Origin of the sequence: Maridesulfovibrio sp. FT414 (assembly GCF_050916235.1) — a bacterium.
In the GTDB taxonomy this organism is placed as follows: Bacteria; Desulfobacterota; Desulfovibrionia; order Desulfovibrionales; family Desulfovibrionaceae; genus Maridesulfovibrio.
Genome location: NZ_CP104854.1, coordinates 3,130,473 through 3,150,463, shown reverse-complemented (window position 1 = coordinate 3,150,463; position 19,991 = coordinate 3,130,473). Strand labels below are relative to the sequence as shown.

At 52.3% G+C, this 19,991-nt stretch carries 17 protein-coding genes; 7 read left to right on the top strand and 10 right to left on the bottom strand.

Annotated elements, in window-relative coordinates:
- Window positions 1-614: 614 nt before the first annotated feature.
- From N7E73_RS13930 to N7E73_RS13910, 5 genes are all read left to right on the top strand, one after another.
- On the top strand, window positions 615-1,796 hold the full coding sequence (locus tag N7E73_RS13930) for an ABC transporter substrate-binding protein (RefSeq protein ID WP_432735482.1): 1,182 nt from the start codon (window positions 615-617) through the stop codon (window positions 1,794-1,796).
- 145 nt (window positions 1,797-1,941) lie between these two features.
- Window positions 1,942-2,850: a branched-chain amino acid ABC transporter permease gene (locus tag N7E73_RS13925; RefSeq protein WP_432735481.1), complete on the top strand. Its 909-nt coding sequence runs from the start codon at window positions 1,942-1,944 to the stop codon at window positions 2,848-2,850.
- A gap of 15 nt (window positions 2,851-2,865) precedes the next feature.
- Window positions 2,866-3,942, top strand: a complete 1,077-nt coding sequence (locus N7E73_RS13920) for a branched-chain amino acid ABC transporter permease (protein WP_432735480.1) — start codon at window positions 2,866-2,868, stop codon at window positions 3,940-3,942.
- Between the two features lie 27 nt (window positions 3,943-3,969).
- Window positions 3,970-4,737 carry an ABC transporter ATP-binding protein gene (locus N7E73_RS13915; protein ID WP_432735479.1) on the top strand — a complete coding sequence of 256 codons (768 nt, stop codon included), beginning with the start codon at window positions 3,970-3,972 and terminating at the stop codon, window positions 4,735-4,737.
- Window positions 4,737-5,471: an ABC transporter ATP-binding protein gene (locus N7E73_RS13910; RefSeq protein ID WP_432735478.1), complete on the top strand. Its 735-nt coding sequence runs from the start codon at window positions 4,737-4,739 to the stop codon at window positions 5,469-5,471. Before N7E73_RS13915 ends, N7E73_RS13910 begins: the two co-directional genes overlap by 1 nt.
- Window positions 5,472-6,077: 606 nt before the next feature.
- On the opposite strand, the gene N7E73_RS13905 is transcribed toward N7E73_RS13910, so the two are convergent.
- From N7E73_RS13905 to N7E73_RS13885, 5 genes are all read right to left on the bottom strand, one after another.
- On the bottom strand, window positions 6,078-6,896 hold the full coding sequence (locus N7E73_RS13905) for a 4Fe-4S binding protein (protein WP_432735477.1): 819 nt from the start codon (window positions 6,894-6,896) through the stop codon (window positions 6,078-6,080).
- Window positions 6,897-7,368: 472 nt separating this feature from the next.
- The gene (hcp, locus tag N7E73_RS13900; protein ID WP_432735475.1) at window positions 7,369-8,970 is read right to left on the bottom strand and encodes a hydroxylamine reductase; all 1,602 of its coding nucleotides are present in this window, start codon (window positions 8,968-8,970) and stop codon (window positions 7,369-7,371) included.
- 261 nt (window positions 8,971-9,231) lie between these two features.
- Entirely contained in the window at window positions 9,232-9,423 is a 192-nt protein-coding gene (locus N7E73_RS13895) for a ferredoxin (protein ID WP_432735474.1), read from the bottom strand.
- 372 nt (window positions 9,424-9,795) lie between these two features.
- Window positions 9,796-11,100: a 4Fe-4S binding protein gene (locus N7E73_RS13890; RefSeq protein ID WP_432735473.1), complete on the bottom strand. Its 1,305-nt coding sequence runs from the start codon at window positions 11,098-11,100 to the stop codon at window positions 9,796-9,798.
- 101 nt (window positions 11,101-11,201) lie between these two features.
- Complete coding sequence (locus tag N7E73_RS13885; protein ID WP_432735472.1) at window positions 11,202-11,825, bottom strand: 4Fe-4S binding protein; 624 nt, start codon at window positions 11,823-11,825, stop codon at window positions 11,202-11,204.
- A gap of 118 nt (window positions 11,826-11,943) precedes the next feature.
- Here N7E73_RS13885 and N7E73_RS13880 point away from each other — a divergent pair, with 118 nt between their 5' ends.
- Window positions 11,944-12,624, top strand: a complete 681-nt coding sequence (locus N7E73_RS13880; RefSeq protein WP_432735471.1) for a Crp/Fnr family transcriptional regulator — start codon at window positions 11,944-11,946, stop codon at window positions 12,622-12,624.
- Here the strand turns inward: N7E73_RS13880 and N7E73_RS13875 are convergent.
- Window positions 12,619-13,209 (bottom strand): methyltransferase domain-containing protein, encoded by a 591-nt coding sequence (locus N7E73_RS13875; protein WP_432735469.1) that lies wholly within the window; start codon window positions 13,207-13,209, stop codon window positions 12,619-12,621. The two genes, N7E73_RS13880 and N7E73_RS13875, sit on opposite strands and share 6 nt — an antisense overlap.
- 100 nt (window positions 13,210-13,309) lie before the next feature.
- Between N7E73_RS13875 and N7E73_RS13870 the strand changes: the two genes are divergently transcribed.
- On the top strand, window positions 13,310-14,152 hold the full coding sequence (locus N7E73_RS13870) for a DUF3859 domain-containing protein (RefSeq protein ID WP_432735468.1): 843 nt from the start codon (window positions 13,310-13,312) through the stop codon (window positions 14,150-14,152).
- A 221-nt stretch (window positions 14,153-14,373) separates the two neighbouring features.
- Here N7E73_RS13870 and N7E73_RS13865 read toward each other — a convergent pair whose 3' ends face one another.
- From N7E73_RS13865 to N7E73_RS13850, 4 genes are all read right to left on the bottom strand, one after another.
- Complete coding sequence (locus N7E73_RS13865; protein ID WP_432735467.1) at window positions 14,374-15,369, bottom strand: chemotaxis protein; 996 nt, start codon at window positions 15,367-15,369, stop codon at window positions 14,374-14,376.
- Between the two features lie 127 nt (window positions 15,370-15,496).
- Window positions 15,497-16,906 (bottom strand): tetratricopeptide repeat protein, encoded by a 1,410-nt coding sequence (locus N7E73_RS13860; protein WP_432735466.1) that lies wholly within the window; start codon window positions 16,904-16,906, stop codon window positions 15,497-15,499.
- Window positions 16,903-18,192 (bottom strand): HlyD family type I secretion periplasmic adaptor subunit, encoded by a 1,290-nt coding sequence (locus tag N7E73_RS13855; protein ID WP_432735465.1) that lies wholly within the window; start codon window positions 18,190-18,192, stop codon window positions 16,903-16,905. The genes N7E73_RS13860 and N7E73_RS13855 overlap by 4 nt, the downstream gene beginning before the upstream one ends.
- Before the next feature lie 2 nt (window positions 18,193-18,194).
- The gene (locus tag N7E73_RS13850; protein ID WP_432735464.1) at window positions 18,195-19,943 is read right to left on the bottom strand and encodes an ATP-binding cassette domain-containing protein; all 1,749 of its coding nucleotides are present in this window, start codon (window positions 19,941-19,943) and stop codon (window positions 18,195-18,197) included.
- Window positions 19,944-19,991 lie beyond the last annotated feature (48 nt).

Here is a 19,991-nt window from a genome sequence, read left to right as displayed (position 1 = left end):
CAGCTACATACGCTAGAACAAAGCCCCTGCCGGATTATTTCGGCAGGGGCTTTGTTTTGCCGAATCTTTGAGACTGAATAGTCGTTCAGGATCTTTACAATTTGGACCAGCAAATATTCCTTTAATTTCAAATAGATATCACAGTAGAGAATTCAAGTCCGGCCAGAGAACACATCACAACAGCGCATCACACCCTCCCCAAAAGGCATCACTTAATCTTCATTTTGTAAGTTTGCAAAATTTACACATACTGTTTTTATGCATTACGTAATACATAGCTAAAATTTACATTTTTTACAATTTTAGACTGAACAATCGAACTACCAGCCGTATCACGCCACCATATCCAAAAGACACCACCTCGCAGCTTTACAATAAACCACTAAAATAAAACAACAAATACTGATAACAGTTAAATTTTTAATTATACCACAGATAATTATACACTGTATACTCAAAGTTATTCGCCAACATAACAGTTCAATATTAAAGAATAAACCTCATAAATTCTGTAAATTTGCAAATATGTCTTTTTAAATTCTCTGTTTTGCGATATTTTCCATCATCCAATAACGAAATCGGAACTTCTCAATGAACACCTCAGGAGGTACAGAATGAAGAAAGTGATTTTCAGGTCATTAATGGCCCTCATGATCCTCGGTCTTGCCGTGGTCATGATAGCTGGATGCTCTAAAAAGGAAGAAAAAATCAAAATCGGCTTTAACATCCCCCTTACCGGTGATATCCCCAAAGTTGGTGAATCTTCCAAAAACGCCGCTGAAATGCTGCTGGCGGAAATCAATGGCCAGGGTGGTCTTGAAGTCGGTGGCAAAAAGCTCCCTCTGGAATTTTTCTACGAAGACAACGAATCCAAGGCTGAGTCCGCTGTAAACGCAGCACTCAAACTCATTGAACAGGACGGTGTTGTAGCCATTGTCGGCCCCAACTCCTCCAAGCAGGCTGTTCCCGCCGGCGGAACCTGCAACGACAACCGCACCCCCATGGTATCCCCCTGGTCCACCAACCCCGATACCACCAAGAACCGCCCCTGGGTTTTCCGTGCGGCCTTCCTCGATCCCTTCCAGGGTCCTGTTGCTGTGAACTTTGCCTCCAAGCAGTTCCAGGCCAAGACCGCTGCCGTTCTCTTTGACATTTCCAACGACTACTCCAAGGGTCTGGCTGAAATCTTCAAAGATGTTTTCAACAAAAAATTCGGTGACGGCGCTGTTGTAGCCTTCGAATCCCATGGTACAAAGGACCAGGATTTCTCTGCACAGCTCACCAAGATCATCAACTCCAAGCCCGATTTCATCTTCGTGCCCGACAACTACAACCAGGTTGCCCTGATTGTTAAACAGGCTCGTGATCTCGGCTGGAAAGGTCCCTTCATGGGTTCCGATGCATGGGGTTCCGCTGAACTCATGACACTGTGCGGTGACGACTGCAAAGGCCAGTTCTTCTCCACCCACTACGCCGCTGCCGGTGCCAAGGGTGCAACCAAGGAATTCATCGACCGTTACGAAGCCAAGTACAAAGAAACTCCTGACGACGTTGCCGCCCTTACCTGGGACGCAACCCGTCTCGTTCTGCAGGCCATTCAGGATGCAGGCGCATACAACTCCGACGTCAAGGCTGAGCGTAAAGCCATCCGTGATGCTTTGAGCTCCATCTCCGAATTCGCCGGTATCACCGGTTCCATGAAATTCGACGAACAGGGCGACCCCATCAAGTGCGCTGTAGTCGTACGCATCGACGAAAACGGCAACTTCGTGTTTGCTGAATCCGTCTGCCCCTAATCCAGCATAACAACATCAGACGGCGGAACCTAAGTTCCGCCGTCTGTCTGCTTTTCACTGATGACTCCGTCCGGAGAGGCTACCCGACGGCATGATTTAAATGGAAACCCTGCCGGGTTTTACGAAAACAAAGGGATGACCGACAGTGGATATCCTCATCCAGAACCTGCTTAACGCCCTGCAGTGGGGCAGTTTTTACGCACTCATTGCCTTGGGCTACACCCTTGTTTACGGTGTACTGCTGCTGATCAACTTCGCACACGGCGACATCTTCATGGTCGGCGCCTACATCGCATTTTTTGTTGCTACCTTTTTTCTCGGACTTCTGGACCTTGCCCCCTGGATGGTGCTTGCGCTTACCGTCCCGCTGACCATGGTGCTTACCGCCGGGGTGGGGGTGACAATCGAGAGGATCGCCTACCGTCCCTTACGTAGAAAAGGGGCTCACCGCCTCTACGTGGTAATCACCGCCCTTATGTGCGGCCTGATCCTTGAAAACGGCAACCTCGCCCTGCTTGGGGCCAGCCGCAAAAAGTTTCCGGAACTGCTCGACAAGGTTGTTTACACTTTTGGCAATATCTCTGTAACCAACCTGAAAGTAATCGTAATTTTCGCAGCCATCGCAGTTTTCCTGCTTCTGCAGTTTATTGTCACCAAGACCAAGATCGGCATGGCCATGCGCGGAATATCATACGATAAGTTCGCCATTCCGCTCATGGGCATCCCCATCGACAGCGTGATTGTGTTCACCTTCATACTCGGTTCCGGTATGGCCGGACTCGCCGGGATGCTTTTCGCCATGTCCTACCCCATCCTTGAACCGTACATGGGCGCACTCATCGGCTGGAAAGCCTTTATTGCCGCCGTTGTCGGCGGTATCGGGGACATTCGCGGCGCATTCATCGGCGGATTCCTGCTCGGATTCATCGAAGTCGGTGTTGTGGCCGTGTTCCCGTCTACCTTCAGGGACCTGTTCGCCTTTTCCATCCTGCTCGTCATCCTGTGGATGAAGCCGACGGGAATATTCGGCGTTGCCAAGACCACCAAGATCTAAGGCGGAACATTCACAATGCAGAAATACAGCTTCAATATCGGTTTGTGGTCCATGGCCGCCATTGTGGTACTGCTGGCGCAGACAAATGCGCTGGACCTCTACGTACAGTCGGTGATCATGTTCATCGGCATCAACATCATCCTTTCGGCCAGCCTTAACGTGGTTAACGGCTACATGGGAGAATTCTCCTGCGGACACGCAGGGTTCATGTGCATCGGCGCATACGCTTCATCCGTACTGAGCGTGATGTTCTTCACCCACGACAAGGTCTTCGGAGCACCAATCCTGCCGCCGGAACTTGCCCCGCTCGGATTCCCCATCATCGTGATGGTATCCGGAATGATTGCAGCCGTGGCCGGACTCATCGTGGCCATCCCCTCCTTCAAGACAAGGGGCGACTATCTGGCCATCATCACCATTGCGGCCAACTACATGGTTATCTCCGCAATCGAAAACATGGACATAATCGGCGGACCGCGCGGATTCATGGGCATGAAACGGGTGGTCAACGCCATGGAAGACGTGGCCGACATCCCCTGGATGATGATCTGGGTTATCCTCGGCACCTTCATGAGCATCTGGATGATCCGCCGCTTTGTTTCCTCCACCTACGGAAAGGGGATCATGTCCATCTGTCAGGATGAGGTAGCCGCTGAAATCATGAGCGTTAACACCAACAAGATGAAGATGGCCGCCTTCATGCTCTCATCCGGTCTTGCCGGTGTGGCCGGGGCACTCTTCGCCCACGTTCTTGGTTACGTTAACCCGCAGTCCTTCAACATCATGAAATCCACCGAATGCCTGGTCATGGTCTACCTCGGCGGCATGGGCTCGCTGGGCGGCTCCATAATCTCGGCAATATTCTTTACCGTCATGCTGGAACTGCTGCGGTTCATCATCCCGGCAATTGATACCGGCCTGCATTTCCTGAACCTGCTCCCGGACACCTACCACCTGAGCCAGGTCTGGAAATGGGTGCTCATCCCGCTGACCCTGATTCTGCTCATGCAGTTCAGGCCCGAAGGAATCATGGGCAACAAGGAACTGCCCGCCCTGTTCCCGCGGCTTAAGAAATTCTACAAATTCAAGTAGCCACAACCCGCGAGAAAAGGAGATAAAATGTCACTCTTGAAAATAGACGGACTTACACAGAGATTCGGGGGGCTGCAGGCTGTTTCCGATTTCAACATCGAGCTTGAGGAACGGTCCCTTACCGGGCTCATCGGCCCGAACGGGGCCGGGAAGACCACCATCTTCAACCTCATTTCCGGATTCTACCAGCCCACCGTAGGAACCATTACTTTCAACGGAACCCCGACCCGAGGGCTCAAGCCGCATCAGGTCACCACGCTGGGAGCTGCCCGCACGTTCCAGAACATCCGACTCTGGCACGATATGACCGTGATGGACAACATCCGCATCGCCCAGCATTACCGCATGGGGTACGGATTCTTCGACGCAATCTGCAGAACCAAAAACTACTATCTCAGGGAAAAGGAAATCGAACGCATCTCCACCGAGCTGCTCGAATTCATGGACCTGAAACAGTACGCCGAGGAACTGCCCACCAACCTGCCCTACGGTCTGCAGCGCAGGGTTGAAATTGCCCGGGCCATGTCCATCCAGCCCAAACTCCTGCTGCTGGACGAACCCGCAGCGGGCCTCAACTCCTCTGATGTTGAAGGGCTCATCAAGCTCATCAAGTGGATTCACGACGAATTCGACATCACCATCCTGATGATCGAGCACCAGATGAAAGTGGTCATGACCCTTTGCAAATGGATCAAATGTATCGATTTCGGCGCAACCATCGCCGAAGGAACACCCGAAGATATCCAGTCCAGCGAGACTGTTATCAAAGCCTATCTGGGAGATGATTCAATCTGATGACTACATTACTTGAAGTTAAAGATCTCCGCGTCAAATACGGTAATATCGAGGCGCTGCACGGCATATCGTTCAATGTCAACGAAGGTGAAATCGTCACCCTCATCGGCGCCAACGGGGCAGGCAAAACCACCACGCTGCTTTCAATCAGCCGCCTTCCCCCGCCGGAAGCACCCAAGGTAATCACCGGCGACATCACCTGGAAAGGCGAGTCCATCCTCGACATGCCGCCGCACAAGGTCATCTCCGACCTGCACCTTGCCCTCGTACCAGAGGGACGCCACATATTCGGCAACCTCACCGTCGAGGAAAACCTCAAGCTGGCAACCTACGCCCGCAAGGATTCCATCAAGGAGGTTCACGCAGACTATGACCGCGTGTTCGCCCTGTTCCCGCGCCTTGCCGAACGACGCAAGCAGCGCAGTGAATCCCTTTCCGGCGGTGAACAGCAGATGCTGGCCGTAGGACGTGCGCTCATGTCCAAGTGCAATTTCATCATGCTCGACGAGCCTTCCATGGGTCTCGCCCCGCTCCTGATGTACGATATGTTCCGCACCCTCAAGCAGCTCAACGAGCAGGGACTCACCATCCTGCTCATCGAACAGAACGCAAACCTTGCACTCAAATTCGCACATCGCGGATACGTGCTCGATACCGGAGAAATCGTCGCCAAAGGCTCGTCCGCACAACTTATGGATGATCCCGAGGTCAAGAAGGCGTACCTCGGAGGCTGATTGTACCCGGATGCCTCCGGCGGCCAGAGAAACCTTTGAAAAGGTTTCTCTGGACTCTTCCAAACTTTTTTAGCGGGGCTTCGCCTCTTCGTCAGGCTGTCCCGTTATGAAAATTTAAAGCCCGCAATATCTTCTGAAGATATTGCGGGCTTTGTTGTTTGCCAGTTGAACACTAAAAAAACCAAATGTTAAAAGACAACGAATGCCACTGGAGCCTTACCGGCACTAGTAATGACAATTTCTCGTGTACCACGGCGAAGCTCTATTGAAAGGTTTTGAAAGGGATTCCAAAGGGAAAACTTTTGCAAAAGTTTTCCCTTTGGCCGCCGGAGGCATAACCTTGAATATCCTCATCAAGAAACAAAGTAAGCCGGGGCAACACTGCTTGCAGTGTTGCCCCGGCTCGGCCTGTATAGTCAAAAGGAGGTAGATGAAGCCTTCTTTAATAAACCTTAGCAGCCCGTTGAAATAATCAAAAAACACAGGCTGTTCAAAAATGGTGAGATGCTAGGCGCGAAAAAAGTTCAAGGCCGAAGCGTACTTCCGGTACGTGAGGATTTGAACTTTTTGAAGCAACGACGCAGATCGCCGTTTTTCAACAGCTTGCTAGAGAGGTACGGGCTGATCAAGGGAAGTCTTGGCCTTGATTTCTCCTGTACGTTTTACCACAATTTTCTCTGCGGGAATATCCGCATTGGCATTCCTGAGTGCTGTAGCGACTATCCTGCTGAAATTCGAACAACAGGGCACTTCCATTTCCATAACGGAGACGGACTTGATTCCACTCACACTGAACATCTCGGTCAACCGCTGCACGTAGAGCTCCACATCATCGAACTTGGGGCAACCCATGAGCACCTTTTTGCCCGGCAGGTAGTTCTGGTGATAACCGGGCAGTGATACGGCAACACAGTCTGCGGTGAGCAGCAGGTCCGCTCCCTTGAGAAACGGAGCATCAGCAGGCACCAGCCTGATCTGGATCGGCCAGTGGGTAAGATACGAGGGACCGGACTCCGCAGCCATGCCGGTCGGCACATTGGCCTGCTGGCAGGGAGATGCGGCAGGAGCAAAAGCCTCAATTCTGGAACCGGCACAGCCGCAGCCCCCCTTGGGCTTGGCCTTTGGTGCATCCAGACGCAGGCTTTCAGGCGAAGGCATGTGATTCGGAACCGCCCTGCCCTGCTCGGTAAGCAGTTCCTTTACTGCGTCAGGGTCAAAGTCGTCAGCTTCAACTTCCACAACTTTCAGCGCACCAGTGGGACACTCGCCCAGACATGCGCCAAGCCCGTCGCAATATCTCTCGGCAACCAGTCTGGCCTTGCCGTCAATGATCTGCAGTGCACCCTCTTCACAGCCGGGAACACACTGTCCGCAACCGTTGCACAATTCTTCGTCTATCTGGATTAACTTTCTTCTTACTTTCATTTTCATATCCTCCTCGCCGAGCCTTGTTGGACTCCGGCGGCTCTACAAGGGTTGATTTGCTGCGCTGCGCGCTTTTGACGATCTGATTTCGCCTCCGGCGGCCAAAGGGTCCGCGACCCTTTGGAATCCCTATTAGCGTTCGGGTGTCAATTACAGCTGTGTCATCATAGAATCCCTATTTTGCGGAGCCAATGAATAACCATATTTCAAAATTTATTATAAATCACAAAACGTTTTAATTGTTTTAGACCTTGTCATCTTCTTCAACTGTGCCTCACGAATAAACCGGAAGCGGAAAATTTGTATTAAATGTCAAACGATGCTCTGCCGGGTACGATATAAATCTGGAAGTTAAGTAATAATCATCCGGAACCAAGAGCGAACGCTTATTAAAAGTTTTTGAAGGGGTGGGGTCTGGGGAGGGGAAACTTTTTACAAAAAGTTTCCCCTCCCCAGCCGCCGGAGGCATCCCCTATCCGAGGATAGCCTTCAAATCTTCTTCAGGGGTGCTGATAGGCATAATGTTGAAGTTTTCAACGAGGAAGTTCAGCACGTTGGGGGTTACGAATGCGGGCAGGGAGGGCCCGAGGCGGATGTCCTTGATGCCGAGGTGCAGCAGGGTCAGCAGGATGGAAACCGCCTTCTGCTCGTACCAGGACAGGACCAGGGACAGCGGCAGGTCGTTTACGCCGCATTCGAATGCACCGGCGAGTGCTACTGCAATCTGGATTGCGGAATAGGCATCGTTGCACTGGCCGATATCAAGCAGACGGGGGATGCCGCCAATGTCACCGAGCTTCTTGTCGAAGAAGCGGAACTTTCCGCAGGCAAGGGTCAGGACAATAGTATCAGCAGGGGTCTGCTCAACGAAATCGGTGTAGTAGTTACGTCCGGGCTTGGCTCCGTCACATCCGCCTACGAGGAAGAAGTGCTTGATCGCGCCGGACTTGACACCTTCGATAACCTTGTCGGCAACTCCAAGAACAGTGTTGCGTGCGAACCCGCAGAGAACCGCGCCCTTGTCGGTATCTGCGGCGAAACCGGGCAGAGCCTTGGCCTTTTCGATCACTGCAGAGAAATCGCCGTTGGCGACATGGGTTACACCGGGCCAGCCTACAAGGCCGGTAGTGAAGATGTTGCCCTTGTAGCTTTCAACGGGCTTCTGGATGCAGTTGGTGGTCATGAGGATCGCACCGGGGAACTCTGCAAATTCCTTGGCCTGATTCTGCCATGCGGTACCGTAATGTCCGTAGAAGTGGTCGAACTTCTTCAGCTCGGGATAACCGTGGCAGGGCAGCATTTCGCCGTGGGTGTAAATATTGATGCCTGTTCCTTCGGTCTGTTCAAGAAGCTGGCGCAGATCCTTGAGATCGTGACCGGAAACGAGGATGGCCTTACCGGATTTTGCACCGAGGGGAACTTCGGTGGGTACGGGATGACCGTATGTGCCTGTGTTACCTGCATCGAGCAGTTCCATGGCCTTGAGGTTCATTTCACCACACTTCATGGCGATTCCTACCAGTTCCTCAAGTCCGAGAGTCTGGGGAACGGCGGCAAGGGCTTCATGAATCTGGGCATACAGGTTGTCATCTTCCTGCCCGAGGATGGCAGCATGGTCGGTGTAGGCTGCAACACCCTTGAGGCCGTATACAATGATCTGCTTGAGGGAGCGCAGGTCTTCGTTTGCATCAAATGCGGTTACGGGGAAAGCTTCGCCCTGCCTGCTGAGTTCGGCTGCGGAGCCTGCAACCCTGGTCAGTTCGCCGCAATCAGCCTTAACCTTTGCTGCGAGTTCGTCGCGGGCTGCCGCAACCTTCTTGATGACCGGTACAAATCTTTCGTCATCAAAGTTCACGTTGGTGAGGGTTGAGAAAACTGCTTCGGCGGTAAGGCGGTTTACAGCGTTGGAAACCTCAATACCTTCCTTGCGGGCTGCAGTGGCAACTGTTCCGAGCTCAAAGAGCACCTGAACCAGAAGATCCTGAATAGCGGAAACTTCGCTGGTTTTGCCACATACACCCTTAACGGTGCAGCCCTGTCCCTTTGCTGTCTGTTCACACTGGTTGCAAAACATGTTTAACTCCTTTGCAGGTATTTTGTTTTCTACTTCTTCACTACCGAATATAGAAGTTATCTTTTTAAATATTTGATTCAGATCAAAAGCCATAAAAATTCCTCCACCCTGAAAATACTTTTTGAAGTTTGACCTGAAACGGGTAGGACCGGTACGCCCATCCCGCTTCAGGATTGATTTCCCATTCGTTGAGTCCAAACTAGGGAAACGGAGTCAGAAAGTATTTGATTCAGGTCAAGAGGATGACTTTTTCAAATCTTTTTATTCTTCCCAGTAGATACAGTTGGCAGGGCACAGGTCCATCGCGGACTCAATGCGCTCCTCATCCCCGCCCTCAGGGTTGATTACCTGGGCGATGTCGCCGGGCCCCATAGCAAATACTTCCGGAGCTTCTTCAACACACGCCTCGCAACCTATACAGGCATCAACATCAATGGCTACTGAACGCCCCATATAAAACCTCCTACGGATTATAGAACAAATTAGATGATTCAATTATGAAACTACCACAACCTGCCAAACAGTGAAACATTTTTTGCAAACCATATTGTGTCTTAATTAAGAATAATTACTGGCAATGATTTTGTGAAGTATTTTTGGAGAGATGTGACTATTTTAGAAAACAGATTTTGCATCGTCACGAAGGAACAGGAAGAAACTAAAAAACAGGACCGTTATTAAAGGCAGGAGAGAACTTCGGCAGACAGCCCATTAAATATTAATCAAGCTCAAAAAAATTGAAGCCCCGCAATCCACAAACTGGATGCGAGGCTTCACTATATTGAATCTTAAAAGGCAGTTGTCCTGAACAACCGTATATAACCATCAGATACGGGCAACTCCGAGAAACAGGGCATGGAGCGATACTACCATTACCAGAAACACCTTGCGCGAAATACCAGCGGATAGAAACGGCAACCTGTACCCGATACTTGCGGAGGAGCAGGTTGAGACACAATCCCCGCAAAGTGTGCAGGACAGTCCGGGACGCCCGGCCTCAATATCTGATTTCTTCAACGCATTGTACCGACATGCCTTGCTGCACTTTAGGCATTTGCAACAGTTCGAATCAATCTTCATACGCCATGGAGAAATACGCCCAAGCAGGTTTGAAACAATTCCCATGGGACAGAAGGCCGTACAGTGAACCATCATGCCCATGCGGCGGGAGAATACGAGCATTACCAGAATCCCAACAAGGCCGAATCCTGCTGCCCACCAGACAGCAGTCATGCCCAGAACACCGGCTTCCCTCATGGCCCATGCCGCCCCTACAACAACAAACAGCAGGACCAGCCTCAACCAGATGAGAGTGCCCGGAAATTTGCGCGAAGGCTTTTTACCGGAAACACGGCTGGAAACATCATCCCACGCGCCGATGTAGCACAGGTGACTGCACCATGCCGGACCGACCAGCAATACGGAAACCGTAAACAGAATAGGCATGAAAAACCCGGAGCCCCGGAAAACAGGCCCGGCTGCAATAAGGGCGGGTACGGGCAGGTGCAGTCTGCCGGTCATCAGAAACATTTCCGCTCCGGCAAGCCCGAGTCCCAACTGACCGAAAAATACTAAGGAAAAAAGAGCCCAGATCAGGGGCCGGGTCTTTCTGGAACCATCAGGGTCATACATCCTGCCGCCCACCCACGAGGCATAGAGGGCCAGGGCAAAAATCTCTGCCCTGCCCCAGCCCGGGAAAAAGCGATCAAGCATAAGGATTGGAAATGATACCTTGCTGCGGCAGATTTCCAGCAACAGGGCAGTAAGCAGGAATATGGATGCCCTAAACCATCCCGTTTCAGAGTTCAGGCCGAACCTCTCGCGCCCTGCCGCAGAGAAGGAGTAGGCTGAAGCAAACAGAGTCAGGGCAAAGAGAGCACTCATGATCAAGGCAAGACGCACCCAGTCTCCCCCGGTCCCGACACGCAATCCGATCAGGTCTGCTCCCCTGTCAAGCCAGATGATGGCCCCAAAACCGAGCAGAACTGAGGTCATGTTGCCAACCCAGCGTTCACGGGAGAAGCTCAGCACGGCACAGCCGGACATGAACACAGCCAGCCCCCAGTCCCCTGCCCGCAGCGCATGAGTACCCAGCAACACATATGAAATGACGATCAGGAAAAGACCCAAGATAACTCCTTTAGTAAGGTTTCATGCCTCGGCTCCGCCGGAACGCCGGAAATAACTCATGTATCCAAGGGAATGGACACGATCAATGTAACCCAATGCCATCAATCCTCAAGCAGCTTTTCATAGCCGATGCGGTCCATGATCCAGCCGAAACGCTTGCCATCATCGTAGTTATCCATCCAAAGCCTGAGGGACTTGCTTATTATGCTCAGTACTTCTTCACTGGAATATACGCCGGGAAGCTCCGTACCGAGTCGGGGATGCCTGCCTAGACGCCCGCCAGCCAGCACCCTCCATCCGTTGCGGGAGCATGAAATGACCTCGGTTGGGCAGGAACTCACGCAGAATCCGCAGACAAGGCATTTCTCACGGGTTATCACCACCCGTCCGTCTGTCAGTTCCATGGCCTCGTCTGGACAGGCCCGCACACATTCCTCACAACGGATGCAGTTGTCGTGGTCAATGACAGGCACACAGGACCGGATCAATCCGATGTCTGAAATGTGCGGCCGGGAACAGCCGTTGGGACATGCGGAACCATTCACCGTAAATGCCTTATGGCGATTGATCTTCTCCCCATAACGTTCCCTGAGGAATTCCGGCCATCCGGATTCGTTTACCGTCCTCTCTATTTCCGCAGCAAAACCATCAGACACGAAAAGGGCAAAACGGCATTCTCCGCCTTCAATTCCGCGGCAAATATTTATGGAGGATGTATTATTCATGGAAAAGCTCTCCTGTAAATGTTATCTGGCACTTGTTTTGTTCATACACAAAAAAAATGAACCATTACCTGACTTAAGTCATTTAGCCAATCCGGAAGGATTATAAAAAGCAATTGTAATGAAAAAGACACAAGACTTAGGAAAAATTAATCTGTTCTCCAACCTGTCTCCGGAGCAGCTAGCACGGATTGAATCCGTGGCAATTCCTCGTGAACTGGTAAAGGGCGAACAGATTTTCGTGGCTGGAGAAAAGGCGAAAGGATTTTACAGCATTGTTTCAGGCAAGGTAAAAATCTACCGCGAATCCCTTTCCGGAAAAGAACAGATCATCCATATCTTCGGGCCGGGTGAAATATTCGGTGAAGTTCCCGTATTTCAGGGCAGCAGCTATCCGGCGAGCTCCATGGCCCTGAGCAAGTCGACCCTGCTCTATTTTTCGCGGGACAAATTCGAGTCCATCATAAGGGAAGACCCGGAGCTGGCCATGTCCATGCTGGCCCTGCTTTCAGGACGCCTGCGCCAGATGGTCAACCATGTGGCAGCCCTGAGCCTTGCCGAAGTTCCCGGAAGGCTTGCCAGCTACCTGCTGCTGCTCAAGTCAACCCAGAACTCCAGCATGCTGACTCTTGACCTCCCCAAAGGGCAGATCGCCGCTTATCTGGGGACAATTCAGGAAACGCTCTCGCGCATATTCAAAAAAATGAGCGATCAGGGATTGATCAGGGTGGAAAAAAACACCATTGAAATCATCGACGCTGACAGTCTGGAGCTTATCGCCAGCGGAGAAGAGCAATTATAGTTTGCGCAGAATGAACTCAATGCAGCTTTCACAGACAGGCGTGCGGGTCTGGTCAATCTTTTTCTCGGCCAGACTCATACGGAAAAAGTCTCGCACCACTTCCAGCTTTTCAAGATAAACCTGCCCGCCGAACCCGGTGACCAGATCAAGCACATTAACGGACCTCGGCGACCACGACTGAGTCTTGTAGACGGTAAAAGTCCACTTGTGGTCCCGATTATAGCGGCTGGGCCAGAATCCCTGCTCGTACATATCCTCATCAGGAACGGTTATGATCAGAAATCCGCCGGGCCTGACTATACGAATCCAGTTTTTCAGGGCAATGTTCACATCTTCCAGGTCTTCAAGGCAATGGCTGGAATGCAGAAAGTCGTAGGAACTGTCTGCAACGCCTTCCATGAGCATGGCATCGCCGTCATCCTTGTCCCAGGTCCTGCATGAACGCATACGGGCAAATATTCCGGCATACTGCCCAAGCGGATCGGGACCGCCCCCGACATCTATTCCATCACCCACAAAGAACCGTGTATGAAACGGACCTATGTTAAAACGCCGCTTTGCCGCCTTGCTCTGCTCTTTACCCATATTCAGACCCGAATTATTATGCTGATTATATTTACAGAAAAATAACAAATCTCTATAAACAAAAAAGGCTCAATCCAATTCAGAGGACAGTTACTATCAAATGCGCTGCTTCGCCAGAACTATTGCTTTGGTCACGATGCTGCTCGTTATTGCATTGCTGGCCCCGTCCGTATCACCTGCAGAACCGATCAAGATCCTCGGCAGGGGGCTATACCAGTTGATCCCCACAGATTCCTCCACGCTCAACAAGCAGGTAATGCAGTTAAAGGAATATGCCCTTCTGGAGGAGACTGAGGAAGTAGAAGCAATCATGGGGGCCTCGTTCGGATTCGAATTCTACCTTGAAGGCAACGAACCTGCCACCACAATGCTGCGCATCACCCACCCAAGACTCCCCTCTCCTTCGGGGATAGGATTCACGACCATCCACACTTTCCCTGTCCTGCTTAAGCCGGGAGAGAAATATTTCGCGGGCTGGAATTTTTCCGAAAGCTACGAACTGCAACCCGGAAAATGGAAATTTGAACTGGATTTTCCTGAAAAGGTGGGTTGTGAATTCACAGTGGTTCCGGTGGAAGATCTGGTCTACGACGGCAGCAGACTCAAAGCCCCGGAAGTTCTGCGTCATGAATCGGGGTTGCCGCCGGAATCAACAGCACCCGAATCCCTGCCAGCAGGAGAGATTCTTACCAGATACCTTGTGCGAGGAGGAATTTATCCGAGCTTAAACGAGGCCGAAGAAGGGGCAAAAACAGTCAAGTCGCGGGGCTATGAGCCATTTATCTTTGTCCGGGAAAAACCCGGTCGGCAATTCTGGTACTACCTGTTCATAAAGATGTTTGACTCCGAGCAGGAAGCCACGGATTTCGCTACCGGATACCGGCAGAAATACCGCCGCAAGGCCGTTTCTCAAAAAGTACAGATCAACCTTGCTCCCAGATAGCTTAGCAGGGAAAGCCTCGGGGCCCCCCGGGACTTGATTTTGATGCGTTACGCGCTTTTGGAGATCGTATTTCGCCTCCGGCGGCCAAAGGAGCTCAGCCCCTTTGGAATCCCTATCAGTTTCAGGCTATTGCTTTTGAAACTGCCACATGAAAATTATATTTTGCGAAACTGACCCAACCATTTCACCATCCCCCTCAGGACTTGCTGAAGGAGCACAGGCTACGGATGCAGTGCTTCAATATCTTCCCGAGCCTGCCTTACAAGAGTTGCGATCTGCGGTTTCGAATACTGCCTGTCGGCACCGACCGATTCGCCCTTATGCAGCAGTTCTTCGGTTATGAGGGAAGAAAATAGATAGACGGTCAGGTCTCTCAGGTATGGATCGTCCTTGATCCTGCGGGTCACAGCATGCCCGTCCATGCCCGGCATTTCTATATCGGAAACCACGAGCTGCAGAAAATCGCTGGCCGGACGCCCTGTTTTCTGAGCCATTGCAGACACACCTTCAAGTGCGCTCCATAACTCCAGACCATTGGAATAGGCGCTGACTTCAAATCCGCCCCGCTCTAGTGACTGACGAACCAGATTGCGCATGGAGCGGGAATCATCGGCACACATGGCGGTGTATTTCTTTTCCCTGACCTCTTCAACCTGCATGAACGCAGTATCGCGCTTGCCGGGGCTTATGTCCTCCAAAACCTGCTCAAGGTCGAGAACCTGTAGAATGCGGTCTGGGTTGGTAAGTTTGACCGTTCCTATAATGGTTCCCTCTACAAGACGGGCCATGCCGCCCTGCAGGGATTCAAGCTCCCCCCAGCTTATGCGATGGATCCTATTCACGCCTGAAACAAGAAAGGCGCTGACAACCTCGTTGAATTCGGTAATCAGCACCATGCGATTGTTTCCGCGCACCTTTTCCATCCTCAGCCAGCCGCAGAGGTCAATCAGCGGAATAACCGAGCCCATGTATTCAAACATGCCGAGCACCAGAGGACTCTTGGTGTCGACCATCGCAGTCGCATTCACGGAGGAGTTGCTGCGGCCACGTCCGGAAAAATTCTTCAGGTCCGCTTCCTTGACGATTTTCTTCACTTTGGCAACATTCAGGCCGAAGGACCAACGCTTCAGACTTTCCCCGCTGCCCTCGTCAAGATACAGCTCAAGCAGTTCAACCTCGTTTGTGCCAGCCTTGAGCAGAATATTTGTCCCCGTCATCAAAACCCCTGTCAGTATAGAATACATCCCTGCGGGCCAAGCCCTTTACCAGCCATAAGTAAACACTAACCCCAGCCGTACACTCGCGTCCAGCCCTGTAAGCATAAAAAAATAGATTACAGATTCATTACTGCCCTATCTCTTTCCTGATCTTTCTGTACATGGCCTGAAATACAGTATCCCATTCTCCCGGTTTTTTCTGCCGGAAGAGAGTCATGGTCGGATACCACGGTGAATCTGTCCTCCTGCGCATCCAGCGCCAGTCCGGATTGTAGGGGACGGCCACCCAGACCGGCAGGCCGAGCCCACCGGCAAGATGTGCAATTGAGGTGTCCACGGTAATTATGAGATCCAGTTGCAGCATGACCTTGGCGGTGTCCGCAAAATCATCACACCCTCCTGCCAGTTCCCGTACCAGCACACCGCAGGCGTGCCCTTCGCGCTGAGCTATTTCCGGCCCCTTTTGAAGGGAATAGAGTGTAACGCCCGGAATAGAGGAAAACGTAAGAAACTGTTCAATGCCTATGGAACGATTGTGGTCATTTTTATGGGTCGGTTTACCTGCCCAGGCAATACCTATCTTCTTCCGGGTGCCGGGCGGCACATGGACCGGGAAACCGGCCTGTGCCGGAGGCTTTATGTAGGGACAATGATTGGGAATGGTATCAATATCGTGCTTCATAATGCGCGGCAGGCTCATCAATGGAGCCTGTACATCGAATTCCGGAAGAGGATCTCCGGTACTTAGAATATCATCAAGCCCTTCAAGGCCCTTGAGCAGACTTTTCAGCTCCGGCTGGCATTCCAGCACGACCTTTCCGCCCGCACGGGCAGCTTCCGTGACATAGCGACAGAAATGAAGCGTATCCCCGAACCCCTGTTCGGTGTAAAGAAAAAGCCTCCGACCTTCCAACGGGGATCCGTCCCACAGCAGCTGGCGGAAATGCCGTTCGCGCAGCTCTTCCCTCTGCCAGCGGTATTCGTAAGCCTCAAATCCGTTCAGGAAATCACCTTTGGCAAGCAGAGCCAGAGAACGGTCCCAGTTGATGTTCACATTCCCAGGCTTACGCTTCAGGCAGTAATCAAAAATTCTTATGGATTCATCAAGCTTGCCTAAATCCTGCAGAACCAGTCCCATGTTATAGTATGCATCGTAGAATTTGCGGTCCAGCTCCACTGCCCGGCGGTGACAGCTCACGGCCTCCTTCAGGCGCCCCATGCGCCGAAGCACGTTTCCGAGGTTGCTCCAGCTGCCCGGCGAATCAGGCTTAAGCGCAATGGCCCTGCGGTAACACATTTCCGCAGCCTTGTTTTTATCCTGTGAGCGTAGCGCCACACCGAGATTGGTCCATATGACGGGATCATCAGGTTCCATGGACAGGGCCATGGAATAATGGGTCACTGCCTCGTCGTATTTCCCGGCAGAATGTTTCCTGACCGCTTCCTCGAACGCACGCCGGGCATTAAGAGGCAGGGTATCGATCCACTGTGTTTTTTCGGCCTTCTGATCCGGACTTTCGGCTTTATTACTGATCATCGTTCCCTCATGGAATAGCTCATGGAACCCATGAACGGCTCAAGAATGTATTCCAGCACCGTGCGGGTCCCGATATGAATCCCGGCTATAACCCTTATGCCCGGGAACAGCCTGTAGAAATTGCCGTCATGCTCAAAATAGTCCCGGTCTGTTTCAATAAGTACCCGGTAGAAGGTCAGGCCGCGGTCGGTCGAATCGGCATCCGGACTGATGTTGACTACCTTTCCGTCAAGGTTGCCGAACCGCGATGCATCCCTGGATGCCAGCTTGACCACAACCTTCTGCCCGTCCTTCACATAACCGATGTCACTGATGGGCAGTCTGGCCTCGATGACCAGCTTGTCGCCGGCCGGTACAACATCCATAATCGTCATACCCGGACGCACAACCTCGCCGACACTGACCACGTACAGAGTCTTGACCACCCCGTCGACCGGCGAACGGATGACTGTGCGCTTGAGGTTGTCCTTGAACTTGCGCAGGCGCTGGGAAAACTCTTCAAGCTCCCTGCGGTTTTCCTGAAGTTCCTCGCGAACGGAAGCATAATAGGAGTTGGTGATCTCCTGAATATCGGCCTTTGCCTGGACCAGAGCAGACCTTGCCTTGGCCAGCTTGGCGGTGTCTTCCTCAATCTCCCCCTTGAGCTTGGCCTCTTCCTTGAGAAAACCCAGATGCTTGTAGCGGGAAGTCAGACCGTCGGCCAGCAGTCCGGCGCTGAGCTCAATCTGCTCTCGCAGAAGTTTCAGGCTATCACGGGCATTACGCTGCCGGGAGGTAATCTGCTTTATATCCTGTTCACGCTGCTTGATCTTCTCACCCTCGGATTCAAGGTCACTGGAAAGACGGTCCTTGCGGGTCTGGAAAAGTGCCTGAGACCGCTCCACCAGCACAGGAAAAGCCTGAACAAGATCCTGCGGATATTCCGGCTCGGCAAGCCCCTTGTCCTCAGCCTCCAGTCTGGCTATGTTGACCCGCAGCGAAGTGACCCGCACATCAAGCTCTTCGACGCTGGAGTCGCTGGCAGTGGCTTCGAGCTCCACCAGCTCCTGCCCCTTGGTAACTTCCGCGCCCTCGCGGACGTTGATCTTCAGAATGATCCCGCCCTCGAGATGCTGAACCGGCTTGACCCTTGAACTGGGGATTACCTCACCTTCAGCCTGACTGACGATATCCAGTTCAAAATAACAGGCCCAGCCGAAAAACACGGCACACATAAATACGCACAAAAACAGAAACAGATGAGTCGCAGCCCTGACTTCGCCGGGATAATTCTTTTTCTCGCCCATGATTACTGGACCTCCCCGGTTTCAGGTTCCGAGTCGGACTTCTTTTCGGTATTCCTGTCGGATTCTGCTTTCACACCCGCGCTCTCCCGCTCCTTTCTTGCGTCGGCGGTATAGGAAACCTCCGGCCGGGGTTTGCTGCCAAGATCAATAATTATATCGGCCCGCTGCATGATGCGCATGTCCTGAGTTACTATGATGAGGGTCTTCCTGGCCTTGACCATACTCTGGATGACCATATCCATGATCCGGAGCCCCTCCATGTCGAACCCCTCGGCAGGTTCATCCAGAATGGCAACCGCCCCGCGCACGGAAAGCGCACGGGCAAGCGCCATCCTGCGCCGGATACCCACGGCAAGTTCGGCGCCGCCATTGACAATTTCGGCTTCAAGTCCCTTCACACTTGTGTCCAAATATCGCTTCAATCCGGCGGCTTCGACAATGCGGCGCACCCGCTCGTCATCGAGTCCCGGAGCATTCATGCAGATATTCTCCTTGATCGTTGCGTTCAAAAAAGTCGGTTCCTGCGGCAGGTACATGATCTGGGTCCGCCACCACGGAGCTGACAACTGCCGGATATCCACGCCTCCGGCAAGAATTTGGCCCCGTCCGGGATCAAGCAGCCCCAGCAGCAGACGGACAAGAGTGGTCTTTCCCGAGCCGTTGTGTCCCGTGATAACCATCACATTGCCGGGCCTGAGATCAACATCCAGCCCTTCGAAAAGCGGCCCTGTAGAACCCGGATAGGCAAAACCAAGGTCCTTGATTTCAAGCGCCCCGCGGTAGTCACTCAGAACGGTTCCCGTTTCGGACTCAAGAGGCTGGCGCATGAACTCCTGCAGCGACTGCATCATTGACGCGGCCTGACTGATCATGGCCCGCGACTTCATGAACGAAGCCGAAACAGACAGAGCCTTGCCGGATAAAATGGACACACCGATAAGCCCGCCTGTACTGAGCGATCCGTGAACCACCTCGCGCGCGCCGAGGGCATAGACCAGTACCCGCAAAAGCATGGACAGGCTCTGGAGCATGGCCTGTCCCCTGGTTCCGCTCTGGACCATGTCCTGTTTGATTCTATGTATTTTTTCAGACTGGGCCTGAAACAGTCCTGCCAGATACCCCTTGCCCCCGAAAGCCCTGACCGTATCGGCCCCGGAAATGGCATTGGAAAGGTTGGCCCTGTGCACAACGGACTCGTTACGCATGGCATCATTGAGAAATTTACCTTTGCGCAGCCCCAGCCACCCGGACAGCAGAGTACAGAAAACAGCGGCAAGGGTTATCAGAGCCAGTATCGGACTGAGAAAGAAGACCGCGGCAACAAAAAGGAGAAAGAACGGCATGTCGAGTACGGAACACAGGACTGAAGCATCATACCCCGCCTGAACCGTCTGGATACCGCCCATAAGCTCATGGATTCGTGCAGGGTGAATACGTCCGAGAGTGCTCATACGCGCACGGGCCAGACAGCTCAGCACGGCATCGGAAAGGGCCTTGTCCGGTTCTATATTCACGGCAGAAGCAAGCCTCACCCGGACGATGGTAAAAGCATGTGAAAGGAACCCGGCCACCAGCATACCTGTGGTCAGGGTTATGAGCGTGCCGTCAAAGCCGTAGCCGACGTAACGGTTAAGAACCTGAATGACAAAAATAGGTGAAGCAAGCGAAAGAATATTGATAAATAGCGAGGCCAGCGTGATTTCGAAAGCTAGAAACGGATGCAGCGACAGCCTGCGCAGCAATTCTCTCATCTGTTACGTCCTTTTGCAGCCGGAAGTGAAAATCATCAAAAAAAAGAG